14 protein-coding genes are annotated in these 13,208 nt (G+C 43.6%); 12 read left to right on the top strand and 2 right to left on the bottom strand.

Annotation, left to right across the window (positions count from 1 at the left end; all coding sequences use genetic code 11):
- The first annotated feature begins 8 nt into the window (after nt 1-8).
- The 11 genes from CHL1_RS08675 to CHL1_RS08625 all read left to right on the top strand — a co-directional run bounded on the left by CHL1_RS08675 (nt 9) and on the right by CHL1_RS08625 (nt 10,671).
- Nucleotides 9-1,199 carry an MGDG synthase family glycosyltransferase gene (locus tag CHL1_RS08675; RefSeq protein WP_070371375.1) on the top strand — a complete coding sequence of 397 codons (1,191 nt, stop codon included), beginning with the start codon at nt 9-11 and terminating at the stop codon, nt 1,197-1,199.
- Nucleotides 1,200-1,276: 77 nt separating this feature from the next.
- Entirely contained in the window at nt 1,277-3,925 is a 2,649-nt protein-coding gene (locus tag CHL1_RS08670) for a valine--tRNA ligase (protein ID WP_250936105.1), read from the top strand.
- Nucleotides 3,926-4,151: 226 nt separating this feature from the next.
- Nucleotides 4,152-4,424 carry a type II toxin-antitoxin system prevent-host-death family antitoxin gene (locus CHL1_RS08665; protein ID WP_070371377.1) on the top strand — a complete coding sequence of 91 codons (273 nt, stop codon included), beginning with the start codon at nt 4,152-4,154 and terminating at the stop codon, nt 4,422-4,424.
- Entirely contained in the window at nt 4,411-4,725 is a 315-nt protein-coding gene (locus tag CHL1_RS08660; RefSeq protein ID WP_070371378.1) for a type II toxin-antitoxin system RelE/ParE family toxin, read from the top strand. The genes CHL1_RS08665 and CHL1_RS08660 overlap by 14 nt, the downstream gene beginning before the upstream one ends.
- Nucleotides 4,726-5,869: 1,144 nt before the next feature.
- On the top strand, nt 5,870-6,373 hold the full coding sequence (locus CHL1_RS08655; RefSeq protein WP_250936096.1) for a hypothetical protein: 504 nt from the start codon (nt 5,870-5,872) through the stop codon (nt 6,371-6,373).
- A gap of 77 nt (nt 6,374-6,450) precedes the next feature.
- Nucleotides 6,451-7,083 (top strand): DUF697 domain-containing protein, encoded by a 633-nt coding sequence (locus CHL1_RS08650; RefSeq protein ID WP_250936094.1) that lies wholly within the window; start codon nt 6,451-6,453, stop codon nt 7,081-7,083.
- 232 nt (nt 7,084-7,315) lie between these two features.
- On the top strand, nt 7,316-7,915 hold the full coding sequence (locus CHL1_RS08645; RefSeq protein WP_207648651.1) for a hypothetical protein: 600 nt from the start codon (nt 7,316-7,318) through the stop codon (nt 7,913-7,915).
- Nucleotides 7,916-7,930: 15 nt separating this feature from the next.
- The gene (locus CHL1_RS08640) at nt 7,931-9,055 is read left to right on the top strand and encodes an SPFH domain-containing protein (RefSeq protein ID WP_250936092.1); all 1,125 of its coding nucleotides are present in this window, start codon (nt 7,931-7,933) and stop codon (nt 9,053-9,055) included.
- Nucleotides 9,056-9,253: 198 nt separating this feature from the next.
- Nucleotides 9,254-9,811: an N-6 DNA methylase gene (locus CHL1_RS08635; RefSeq protein ID WP_242871613.1), complete on the top strand. Its 558-nt coding sequence runs from the start codon at nt 9,254-9,256 to the stop codon at nt 9,809-9,811.
- Nucleotides 9,812-9,857: 46 nt separating this feature from the next.
- Complete coding sequence (locus tag CHL1_RS08630; protein WP_175440937.1) at nt 9,858-10,187, top strand: restriction endonuclease subunit S domain-containing protein; 330 nt, start codon at nt 9,858-9,860, stop codon at nt 10,185-10,187.
- A 22-nt stretch (nt 10,188-10,209) separates the two neighbouring features.
- Entirely contained in the window at nt 10,210-10,671 is a 462-nt protein-coding gene (locus CHL1_RS08625; protein WP_070371382.1) for a hypothetical protein, read from the top strand.
- A 63-nt stretch (nt 10,672-10,734) separates the two neighbouring features.
- Here the strand turns inward: CHL1_RS08625 and CHL1_RS08620 are convergent, their stop codons facing one another.
- Nucleotides 10,735-11,109 carry a type II toxin-antitoxin system death-on-curing family toxin gene (locus CHL1_RS08620; RefSeq protein WP_070371383.1) on the bottom strand — a complete coding sequence of 125 codons (375 nt, stop codon included), beginning with the start codon at nt 11,107-11,109 and terminating at the stop codon, nt 10,735-10,737.
- A complete protein-coding gene (locus CHL1_RS08615) occupies nt 11,106-11,348 on the bottom strand; it encodes a type II toxin-antitoxin system Phd/YefM family antitoxin (RefSeq protein ID WP_070371384.1) in 243 nt (80 codons plus the stop codon). The genes CHL1_RS08620 and CHL1_RS08615 overlap by 4 nt, the downstream gene beginning before the upstream one ends.
- Before the next feature lie 168 nt (nt 11,349-11,516).
- Between CHL1_RS08615 and CHL1_RS08610 the strand changes: the two genes are divergently transcribed.
- Nucleotides 11,517-12,977: a helix-turn-helix domain-containing protein gene (locus CHL1_RS08610; RefSeq protein WP_250936090.1), complete on the top strand. Its 1,461-nt coding sequence runs from the start codon at nt 11,517-11,519 to the stop codon at nt 12,975-12,977.
- The last annotated feature ends 231 nt before the right edge of the window (nt 12,978-13,208 follow it).

Raw genomic sequence — 13,208 nt, 5'->3', positions numbered from 1 at the left:
GGCCCGCCATGTCAAAGGTATTTATTTTTACAGCGTCAACCGGTGCCGGTCATAATCTGGCCGCCCAGTCCTTAAAGGAATCTCTGGATGAAGCCGGCTATCAAACCGAAGTTTATGATGCCTTTAAAGAAACCAACGTCACCCTGGACCGCCTGATTACCAAAGGCTATCAGCAGATGGTGGTGAATGTACCCAAGCTCTACGAGCAGATGTACAATCAGTTTAACAACATGAACCGCTTTCAGCAGGGTATTTTTCAGGTGCTGACCCGGGTGATGAACCCCGATATCGTGCCCCTGATCAAGTCCGGTCACCCCGATCTGATCATCACCACCCATCCCTTTGTGACCAACGTGCTCGGTACCCTGAAAGAGCACCATGCCTTTGATGTCCCGGTGCTGTCGATTGTCACTGACTATAAAATTCATACCCTTTATCTTAAAAAAATGATTGACGCCTATATTGTCGGCAGTGAGTACACCAAAGAGACCATGGTCGAAAAAGGGGTAGCCGCTGACATTATCTATCCCTACGGGATTCCCATCCGCCAGACTTTTTTACAAAACAACCATCTGCAGCGTCAGGAACTGGTTGATGTGGCCGGGACAATCCTGCTGATGGGCGGCAGTCTGGGCAGTAAACAGATGGAAAAAGCCTTTACCTCGCTGATGAAGGTTAAGGAAAAAATCCGCATTATTGTGGTCTGCGGCAATAACAGCAAAATCGAAAAAGAAATCAGGGCCCATTATGCCCGGGAAAAAACCGACGATAAGCTTGTCGAGATCCACGGTTTTGTCAATAACGTCTCCGAACTGATGGATCAGTCTGATGCTATCATAACCAAGCCCGGGGGCCTGACCACCACCGAAGCGATAGTTAAAAACATTCCCATGATCATACCCTTTTACTATCCCGGCCAGGAAGAAGAAAACGCTGATTACCTGGTGGATGGGGGAATGGCCATCAAAGTGGACAAGATCAAAGATTTAACCTCAATGGTTGATTTTTTGTTTGAAAATAAATACATCATCAAACGTATGTCAGAGAATATGTCCGAGGAGGCCCAGAAACGCTCGATGACCAAAACCATCGAACTGTGTCACCGTCTGATTGCCGGTTATATCGAGAAAAAAGCCTTACCAGAACCCCAACCGGCCCTCTTTGACCCCTACAAAATTAAGGAAATAAAAGACCAATAGTTGGCAAGTGCGAAAACAGCGAAACTCACAAAACCTTGGCAATTGCCTAACGACCAATAAGAATAGCAGGTGCATATATGAAGAAAGAAATGTCAAAAACCTATGATCCCAAAGAAGTAGAAGATAAAACCTATGCCAGTTGGCAGCAAAAGGGTTATTTTAAACCGGAAGTCAATCCCAATGGCAAACCCTTTACGATTGTGATGCCGCCCCCCAATATCACCGGTCAGCTGCACATGGGCCACGCCTTTGACGGTACCCTCCAGGATGTCCTGACCCGTTACAAACGGATGAATGGCTACGCCGCCCTGTGGCTGCCGGGAACCGACCATGCCTCGATTGCCACCGAGGTTAAAGTGGTTGATAAACTGCGGGAAGAAGAAGGTAAAACCAAGCAGGAGATTGGCCGGGAAGCCTATCTGGAACGAGCATGGGACTGGGCCTTAACCTATAAAACCCGGATTACTGATCAGCTCAAAAAGCTGGGTGCCTCCTGTGACTGGAGCCGGGAACGCTTTACCATGGACGAAGGCTGTAGCCAGGCCGTTAACGAAGCCTTTGTCAATCTGTATGAAAAAGGCCTGATCTATAAGGGCAGCCGGATTATCAACTGGTGTACCACCTGTAAAACGGCCCTGTCTGAAGCCGAAGTGGAATACGCCGAACACCAGGGCAATCTCTGGCACATCCGTTACCCGCTGACCGATGGCGACGGCTATCTGGTGGTGGCCACCACCCGGCCGGAAACCATGCTGGGGGACAGCGGTGTGGCCGTTCACCCTGAGGACGAGCGTTACCAGCACTTAATCGGCAAAACCGTGATGCTGCCCCTGCTTGATAAAGAAATTATTATTGTTGCTGATGACTATGTCGATATGAGCTTTGGTACCGGGGTGGTTAAAATGACGCCAGCCCACGATCCCAATGACTACGAGGTCGGCCTGCGCCACAATCTGGAACAGATTCGGGTACTCAATGATGACGGTACAATGAATGAACTGGCTGGAATATATGCCGGCATGGATCGCTACGACTGTCGTAAAGCCGTGGTCAAAGATCTGGAAGCGCTGGGGCTGCTCGAAAAAATCGACGAGCATCAGCATAACGTCGGCGAATGCTACCGCTGCTCCACCACCGTGGAAACCATGACCTCGGAACAATGGTTTGTTAAAATGGAACCACTGGCTGGCCCGGCCCTGGATGCCGTGCGTCAGCACAAAACTGATTTTATCCCCGACCGTTTCAGCAAAATTTATTACAATTGGTTGGAAAACATCCGGGACTGGTGTATTTCACGGCAATTGTGGTGGGGACATCGAATTCCGGCCTATTATTGCAACGATTGTGGGGAGATGGTGGTTGCCAAGACGGCTCCTGACCATTGTCCTAAATGCGGCAGCACCCACCTCACCCAGGATGAAGATGTTCTGGATACCTGGTTCAGTTCGGGCCTGTGGCCGTTCTCAACCCTGGGCTGGCCGGAAAACAGCGAGGACTTGAAGAAATTCTATCCCACCTCGGTGCTGGTTACCGGTTATGATATTATCTTCTTCTGGGTTGCCCGGATGATTTTTATGGGCCTCTTCGAAATGGGCGAAACCCCCTTTAAAGATGTCTATATCCACGGTCTGGTGCGGGATTCTCAGGGACGTAAAATGAGTAAATCCCTGGGTAACGGTATTGATCCCTTGGAACTGATCGAAACCTACAGCGCCGATGCCCTGCGCTTTACCATTATCACCGGTAATTCCGCTGGTAACGATATCCGCTGGCAGGATGAAAAAGTGGAGTCCAGCCGGAATTTCTTAAACAAGATCTGGAACGCCGCCCGCTTTGTGCTGATGAATCTGGATGACGATATCATGGACAAAAAAGAAACGGCCATCGCTCATCTGGAAAACACCGACAAATGGATTCTGTCCCGGATGAATACCATCGTGGCCGAAGTCAACCACAACATGACCAAGTACGAACTGGGGATTGCCGCTTCCAAGATCTATGATTTTGCCTGGAGCGAATACTGCGACTGGTATATCGAGCTGGTAAAACCACGGCTCTACGGCGAGGAAGAAACAACCAAGGTCGCCGCCCAGTATACCCTGCGGGTGGTACTGGACACCATTTTGCGACTGCTCCATCCCTTTACCCCGTTTATCACCGAAGAAATCAACGGCTATCTGCCGGGCAGTACCGGCGATATCATGGTGGCTCAGTGGCCGCACTTTGATGACACGCTGGTCTTTCCGGAGGATGAAAAACAGGTCGAGTTCCTGATGGAAGCGATCCGCAGCATCCGGAATATCCGCGCTGAAATGGATGTGCCCAATTCCAAGAAGACCCAGTTATTCCTGATTTGCGATAATCCCGAGCACTTGACATTGATGGCCGACTCCCTGCACTATTTCCAGAAGCTGGCCTCAGTCTCGACGATTCTGCCAATTACCAAAGCCGACATTAAGGAAAACTATGTCTCGGCCGTGGTGGAGGATTTAGAAATTTATATCAACCTCGACGAGCTGGTCGACAAGGAAAAAGAAATTGCCCGACTGGAAGCCGAGAAAAAGAAGCTCCAGCAGGAAATTGACCGGGTCACCCAGAAACTGGCCAACAAAGGCTTTACCGATAAAGCCCCGGAAAAGGTGGTTGAAGCTGAACGGGAGAAACAGAAAAAATTCCAGGAAACCATGGAAAAGGTGCAGGAACGATTGGATTATTTTAAGAAATAAGTGACCCCCGCACTGATAATCCTATCAGTGGGATCACAGCTTATATTTATTAAAAGGCATGCAAAGCTGATATTAATACCCAGCTTCTGGATCACCCTGGTTGTTTAATGGCCGGGGTGATTTTTTATTTTATAAGTTTGTGTGAAACACCGGTGGATATGTTTTTATTGTTAATCTAAAGATATTCCGGTATAATATCTTTAGATTAACAAAGGAGGACGATCACATGCCCTATATCAAATCCAGTACGGATCTAAGAAATTGTTACAACGAAATCTCTAAATTCTGTCACGAACATGAAGAACCTGTCTTCATCACTAAGAATGGTCAGGGAGATCTGGCTGTCATGAGCATTGAAGCATACGAAATGTTAAACGGCAAGCTTGAACTTTATCGTGCCCTTGACGAAAGTCGCACCGCCATCAAAGCCGGAAAAAAACGGCCATTGACTGATGTCATGAAAGACTTACGACAAGAGATAGCCGATGATAATTTATAACATTGAAATCTCAGAGCCGGCTGAAAACGACCTTCGTGATGTTATTCACTACATATCGTCACAATTGTCATCACCAATGACGGCCATAAACATGATGGATGTGATCGAAGCAGCCCTTCTTTTTTTATCCGAAATGCCACAGAAATGTCCGGCGGTTCGCGATGACCGGCTGGCTTCGATGGGGTATCGAAAACTGTTGATTAAAAATTATATTGCTTTCTTTACCATTGATGAGCAAGCTAAAGTCGTCAATGTCGAACGAATCCTTTATGCCCGTCGCGATTGGCTTCGCCTTTTGTAGACTACATTTTTTTCATGCTATATTTAACATCTTAGATCAGGAAACCATGAAAAAGGTGCAGGAACGGTTGGACTATTTTAAAAAATAATTGCCCCCCGCGCTGATAATCCTATCAGTGGGATCACAGCTTACTCAAAACCCGGAACACCCTGAAAGATTCAGGCGGTTCCGGGTTTTTTGGTCGTTGATCGACATTCTCAAAGATCAGCTGACCGGGGAGGCCATAGCGATTTTCCACTAGCCCTGGGGGAGCCGGTAGGCTTTGGCTAAAGCGCCTATCGCTTATGCGATCTACCTGCAGTTATAAATGCTTCTAAATAGCGTTAAATGATATATTTTGAAAAGACGAAAAAAGTAAGGAAAAAGTCACCCATCGAACCATTTATGTTGATCTTACTCGTGAAAATTTTTGTGATTTAATACCAAGATGCATATATTGATACAATGAGGCGAAATCATTATCTCAAAAACCCCCAATACGAAAGGGTTTCGAAGCTTTTCGAAAGGGTTGCGAAAGGGTTGCGAAAGGGTTAAACGGCTCTAATAAGGGATTCGAAAGGGTCGAAAGGGTTTTTTCCAAACTCAGCTATATAGAACACAAAAGAATAAAATATTTATATGGATTTTTTTAACCCTAAACCCTTTCGATCCTTTCGGAAAGACTAAAACAGGGTGATCGAAAGGAAACTAAAATATGGCTCATAAGGTATTTATGTAGCTTTCTAATAATTCTTATGGTTAGTTTTAAACCAGCGGTAAATAATCCGAATCAATGCCTGTGACCAGACCGATTTATTTGACTAGATTTTGACCGATCCCACATTTGGACGGATGGATGTGTTATTCTCAAATCAGGGCGATTGGGATGGCCGGAGGCTGATGGATTAAGTGAATTAAAAGAAGCAGCATTCCCTGGAAAGTGAAATTTGCGCTGGTCAGTGGCGGGGAAAAAGCGTATAATCAAATTATTGGTAAGAATATAAATTAAAATAATTCAATGACAATACAAAACGACTGTTCAAAGTTCAAAAGGTTCTTAGATTGTCGAAATCTATTTAGATGTCACGCGAAATTTGCATACTCTATAGTGAAAAGAAGTTCAAGAATTCTCTTCAATAAATAGAAAGTGATAAAAGGTGGAAAAATGGAAAGAGGTAATGTATTAGTTATTGGTAATCCAGAAGTGGGCATAAAAACATTAATTAGGGCTGTTTTTGGAGAAGAAAGCGTTGAAACAGGATGGGGTCCAATCGACGACATTGATGAACTGGATATCTATGAGAGTGAAATTATCCCCTTAAGAATCATTGATGCGGTTTGTTATAAACCATCATTTGTAATTGAACCACCCTTTATTAAGGAACAAAGAGTCATTAATTCAGTTAAAAAATGGTCAAATAGCCGTTATAAAGAAGGTCACAAAGATAATCAAATCAACCTGATTTGGCTATGCGTCGATGGCACCATGGGTAAGGAATTTACAGAAACTCTAAAAAACCTTTCACGATTGACACCAGCATGGGAGTCAGTACCTATTGTGGTTGTCATTACCAAATCCTATTCTGTTGGCGAAAGAGAAAAGAATATCGAAATGGCAAACAACGTATTTGCTGATCAAAAAAATCATCAAAGAATCTGCGTAAAATAATCCCGGTTGTCGCAGCCACATATAGCCTTAACGAAAGAGCTTTTGCACCCCCCGAAGGGATTTCTGAATTAATTGATGTGACCAATGAATTAATGCCTGAAGGAACTAGAGCCGCTGATAAGGCCGTATCCACATTGGTACTTAACCAGAAAAGAACGATGGCACATAGCCTTGTGGGTCTGTCGACGGCGGCAGCCGTTACTGTCTGTGCGGTACCGTTTTCACTTGCTGATGGGGTGCTTCTCATTCCGCTTGAGATCGCTGAAATAAAAGGCTTAGCAAAGATATATGGCATAAAAGATGACGAAAATTCCAAACAATTTTTTAATACAATTGTCGAAGTTGGTGCTGTGACCATTGCTGCTAAAGCAGCGATTGGGGCACTTAAACTTATACCTGGTATCAACTTGGCTACGAGTGTGATCAATGCCATCGTAGGAGGTGCTATCGTTGCTGCTATCGGTGAAGGCTCAATCTTTGTGTATGAAAAAATATACCTTGGTGAAAAAAGCGTGGCAGACATTGAATGGGTTAAAAACGTAATGGAAGCAACTTTGACATCACAATTCATGGAAAAAGTCACGTTAATTGTAGAAAAGATTACTAAGCTGGATAATCCTAAAGATATCGGGAAAATTCTTCCCGATATCTTAACCGATGTTTTTAGCCATTCGGATAGTAAAAACCCATCAACAAAGGAAAGCCTCTAAAAATTGACACTCTGCCGTTCACAATGGGCGGCAGAGTTTTCTCGAAGTGATTGTGAAATCAGATCAGTTTGGAATCCTGAAGAAACAATAGTACGGGTATTTTACAACTCTTATATAAATGTATAGCGTTTAGCTTAGCCGTAATAATGCGCTTATTGATTTAATTTTCAGCGCAATGAGTTTACATTTTAATATAGGTCGAAGTCAATTAAAATACGAAAAGGGAGAAAGTATGGTAAATTACAATTTAGAGCCAAATGAAGCGATTCTTATTCAGAGTACCAGTGTCCTTTGTGAAGGCGGCGGATTGATGACAGCTTATACTGATGAACTGATTCTGACCAATATAAATATTATCCATATCAGTAAGGGCATGTTTGGAAACACCAAAGGGGTAAAGAAATATCCGCTCAGTCAAGTGAAAATCGTCAATGGTCAAGCACAGGCTATTTTGGGAAAAAGCTCAAATGGTATGCCTGATCTTCAGATATATTTTGTCAATGGCCAGTTGGCTTTCCAGTTTCAAAGCTCAGGAAAGAAAGAAATTATTGATTTTGCCAATGGCATCAGTAAAGTCTTAACCGGGAATAAGTCTGAGCAAAGTTCAGTGGCAAATCCATTTGCGATCCCTGGTGCAGAAATGGTTGCAGAAACCTTTAAAGATACGATCAACGTTTTAAAAGGAAGCTTGGGAATCAAACCCAAAGACAAAGCTGCGGATAAATCGGTAAAGGTTACCAAAAAATGTATCGGTTGCATGGCACCTCTTACTGGCACCAAAGGTCAGAGCATTCGCTGTCAATATTGTGATACAGACCAAATTCTAGGATAAGAGAGGTTAATAACCATGGGCATTATAAAAGCATTTATTGATTCAGTAGGGGGCTCCTTTGCGGATCAATGGAAAGAACTCATCACTGCTGGACATTTTGATGAACATACCGTTGTCGCACCAGGAATCCTGAAAACAAATAACAACGGGCGTGGCGTTAATAGCCTTGGCTCAACAGATGTTATTTCAAACGGTTCGAAAATATTTATTCCTGAAAATACGGCAGCTTTCATTTTTAGCCAAGCCGGAATTGAGGGTATTATTACCACTCCTGGCGGCTATGAATATCGAGATGGTGAGGAAAGCCTATTTGACGGCAATGATCTGGAGACATCCATCTTCAAACAGACTGAAGACAGAATTGGCTTCGGTGGTATTTCCTCGATGGAAAAGAAAATAGCATTTGTTAATTTACGGGAAATTCGTGATATAAAATTTGGAACACGCGGTCCACAGGTTTATAATGATCTATTTTATGGTTGCGACCTCGAAATTTATGCGTATGGCAGCTTCTCAATTAAAATTGTTGAACCGAAGAAGTTTATCAAAAACTTTGTACCTGCTAATGTCAATAGCTATTCATTTGATAATCCTAAAGTTAGAGCGCAAGTTCTCTCAGAATTTTTACAATCATTTATTATCGCATTAAATTCTCTATCGACCAGCCATCGCATTTCCCAGTTACCGTCGCAGGCGGTTGAAATTTCTAAGCGAATATCTAATGATTCTTACAATGCTGGCACATGGAAAGAGCGCTTTGGTTTTGAACTTGTCAAGGTAGCGGTCGAAAATATCGAATTTTCACCAGAATCGCGACAGCTCATTAACCAGTTCTCAGCAAACAAAATGAATATGAGAGCCTATGAAGATGTTTCACAAAGAGCTTCCAATATTGCTGCACAGCAAAAGATTGCACAAGGTATTCAAAATAATGGTCTTGGAAACGGAGGTGGTATGCTTTTCGGTATGAATATGGCCCAGAATATTGGATCACAAGGCCAGCCAGCTGCAACACAAAGTTCTTCAATGTCTTTCGACGAACAGATCGAAACATTGAAAAAACTAAAAGACCTAGTTGATATGGGCGTTTTAACCCAGGCCGAGTTTGATGCGAAAAAGAAAGAAATTATGGGGCTGTAGAAAAACGTTATAAATCAGGATGATATGTGGTATTGCCCCTTGTCGCAAAGATAAAAAACTAATGAGAATTCTGGTCTTTTTGAATTAGATCCGGTTTCTGTAAAAGTGAAATCACGCTTTATGTATCACCTGCATCACCCCAGTTGCTTTCCAGGTGCCAGGCTCAACTTAACTTAGGAAAACTATGTCTCCGCGGTCGTGGAAGATCTGGAAATCTACATTAACCTGGACGAACTGGTCGACAAGGAAAAAGAAATTGCCCGACTGGAAGCCGATCTGGTCGACGCCATCGTGGCCCTGCCGGACAAACTTTTCTATTCCACCGGGATTCCCGTTTCGCTGTGGATATTAAACCGCAATAAGGCCGATAACCCCGGCTTTCGCAGCCGCTACCATGAGGTGCTCTTTATCGATGCCCGTCAGCTGGGCGAAATGATCGACCGCCGCCACAAGGTGCTCACCGCTGCTGAGATGGCTAAAATCGCCGAAACCTATCACCAGTGGCACAAAAAAGGTGGGGCCTATAACGGTGTCAAGGGCTTTAGCAAAGCCGCCAAACTGGCCGAAATTAAGGAACATGAATATGTCCTGACCCCGGGCCGCTATGTGGGGATTGAAGACGCCATTGATGACGGCATCCCCTTTGAGGAAAAAATGGAAAACCTGACTGCCGAACTGGCCGAACTCTTTGCCAAATCCCGGCACCTGGAGGATGAGATCCGGAAGAATCTGGGGGGGATTGGGTATGAGTTTTAGGGAGACCGAAGTAGGCCTAATTCCGGTCTATTGGAAGGTAGATACGATGGAGAATGCTCTCGAAGAAATAATCGATTACCGAGGGAAAACTCCAGAAAAATCAGAAGCAGGTATTAAGACACTAAGTGCAAAGTCAGTTAAAGATGGCTATATTGACTATTCAAAAGCTTATTTTATCTCTAAAGAAACCTATGAAAAGTTTATGGTTAGAGGTTTTCCGAAAAAGGTTTTGTGCATCCTTAACGCAAAACTTCAGGAAACTTTTCGTTTTTCTGACTGTTTTTCTGAGATATGCAGAATGCATCTAGTAGGTGAAATACGTGCAAAGATAAAATTATGGACTTGCTTAATTCAGTCGTTCAGAACTGCTTGGTAATTATAGATGGTAAGGTGATAGAATGTTTGAATATGCTTTGAGAAAAAGTTATGAAGAAATGATAGCTGTGATACGAATTGCAGAAGAAGATTTAAATAATGAAGAGCTAAAAAAAGAAGTAAACTTTCGTGTTGTTAATTTTCTGCATTGTCTGTTTGACTATTACGAACGTCTCGAAAAAAATGAGGAAATACTAATTGATTGTAATGACAAACAATTTTTCAGTGGGCTGAGATATGCTAATAATAAACTAAAGCACGATCCGTCTGTTTTAAAAGTTTACCAGAGAACGGGAGGCTTTTCATTTCCAATCGAGTTTCCGTTAATTATAGAGAAAATTACATTTAATTGGGATGCTATAACAGAAGATGAAAATCCGAGAAATCAAAAGCAATATCAAAATTATATTGCTCATATTCATGGAAAAGAAATTATTAGGATTTCAAAGGATGCCTTAGAGCGGTTAAAAAAATCTGAGGGATAAGTGACCGTCAACACAAAGGGACGGAGGTTTTGTGCACTTTAAAACAAGTTCCACTGGATGGTGTCAGACATGATCAATAATCCAGTCAAGCAGTTGCCGATCATCAATGTGTCCAGCGGCCAGACCGATACCCAACTGGATCAGTTCATCATCTGTACAATCAGGCAGAAAGCCGTTCATTTCCAGAAATGTCAGCATAACCAGAATGCCGATTCGTTTATTGCCATCGATAAATGCATGGTTATTAATCAGCGAAAACCCCAGTCGTGCGGCTTTCGCGGGAACCGTTTTGTACAAATCTTCGCCCCCGAAACTCTGAAAGGGTGCATTTAGCGCAGAATCCAGTAACCCTTCATCCCGGAGGCCATCACTGCCCCCGGTTTCGTTAATCAGCATGGTGTGAAGGCGCAGCACCTGCTGACAGGACAACCGTTTCATTTGGCCAATTCCTCAAAGGCGGCCTGATGTTTTTTTAGAATTCGTTTGGCAATGGCGTCAACGGCGTCATCGACAAGTGCGGACTCTTCCTGAAACTGGCTGAACTCAATCAGAACATAGCGGGGGGTATTGTTTTTTAGAATGAAAGCAGCGCCGTTTTCATCCACAAGACGGGCAACCTTCGAAAAATTCTGGTTGGCTTCGGTAATGGAAACCAAATTTTTGGTATTAATTTGCATGTTATTACCTCCTGGTTCGTTTCCATTGTTCTACAATTCTAGGATAAATAAAACCTAAAAATAAATCTATAAAGGCACACTTAATTTAAGAACACCTTATGGAACACCTTATGTACCTGACACCAGTTTATATAAGCATCATTTTACATCAAAATTTCAGGAGGACATATGACCTTATTTAGCAAAAGAATAGAAGAACTGATTATTGAGAGTGGTGAAACCGTTGCGTCTCTGGTCGCAATTGGCGGCATCAACCGCACCACCCTGCAACGGATTAAATCCGGCGAGCGCCTGCCGACCCCGGAGTTTTTCTGCAATCTGAGCCGGGCTTTGCGGCTTTCCCCGATTGAACAGGATGAACTCGCCCAACTGCTGGAAATCGCCCGGGTCGGGGAGACAGTCTCTTACAGTCGTCGCCAGATTTTTGATCTGATTGAAATGATTTCTGAACTCACCGAATATAAGATTCCCTTCTCAAAAGAGATCGATCTGAAAGTCAGCCCACTCGACAATAAGCAGTCTGCCGAGCCGCTTGAGGTCTACTCCGATCCAATGGCGGTTTTAAATCTGATTGAAAACAGCATCGATCAGGAACTTTTTTCCGCCACCCAACCAGAGCTGAAACTGTGCATTCCCCATACCGAAAGCAAGGTGTACGACTACATTTTCCAACAGATGATGGGCAACAAGAAAAAACTGAACCTTGCGGATGTGTTGGGGTTCCGTCAACAGTCAGCGACCGACGAACCGGGGCAGGCGGTGGCGGCCCTTCGTCACTTGATCGCCCTGTCGCTACTGGAAAATATCAACTACCGTTCCTGTTACTATTATTTTTCACCAGAAACTTCAGTCAGTATGCCAGTAACAGCCCTGTTTCCGTATTTTATCCTGACTTCCGATCGGGTCATTACCATTTCAACTGATTTCAGTCAGGCGGTATTATATCAGGATGCGGCCATTTTTGATCTGTATCGCACCGAGTTTGACCGCCTGGTTGCCAGATCCCAGACCTTTATTGAAGAAAGCACTGATTTGTTTGAGGTCTATACCATGGAACAGATCCGCCAGTTAAAGCATGTGGTCGAGCCCTTGCCCTGTTTTGCCTACTACATTGACCGGGAACTGCTGGAAGCAAATATGAATAAGGATTTTCCCTATTATCAAACGCTGCTAGAGATGGCAGTCAATCATTATGGCAATATTCAACGGGAAAATCCCAACATCATCAATGTGTTTTCGCTAAAAAACCTAGAGCAGTTTATGAAAGATGGACGCCTGAACTTTCCAGATGAAGTCTATGATGCTGTCAAACCAGCTGATCGCTTATACCTGCTCGGGTTGGTTCGTGATGATCTGGCCAACAATCGCCGCTCCTATTATGCCATCGACGAGGAGCAGATCTTTATGAATGGCTCCACCGAATTTTCCAATGAGCAAAATCTGATTCGTGTGATTCTGCACTACCGTAAAAATAATCAGCTGGTTTTTAAAGCCTTTGAAATTTATGAGCCCAGCGTGGTTACCGCCTTTGATGACTTTTTTACCAATATGACAAACAGCAGATATGTTTTACCAAAGGAGCAAACCCTGGCCGAACTCGATCGATTAATGCAGATATGTGACGTATAAACAGCCTTTGCACTGGGATTACCGGTTATAAAACCACCCAGCGGTCAAAATTAACGGTTCCAACCACACTTAACTTCGCCCAGACAATGATTTAACCAGGTACATGCGCATTGAAAGATATTTTTATTTAAAAGATCGGAGCGCACGGGATAGATATCAATAAAATATTAATGTGAATGAACTGTCAGGCCATTTGCTGTTGAATACTGAACAAATTATTCCTGTTAAAGA

The sequence above is a fragment of the Acetobacterium wieringae genome, assembly GCF_023700225.1.
In the GTDB taxonomy this organism is placed as follows: Bacteria; Bacillota; Clostridia; order Eubacteriales; family Eubacteriaceae; genus Acetobacterium; species Acetobacterium wieringae.
This window is presented reverse-complemented; position numbering and strand designations above follow the sequence as displayed.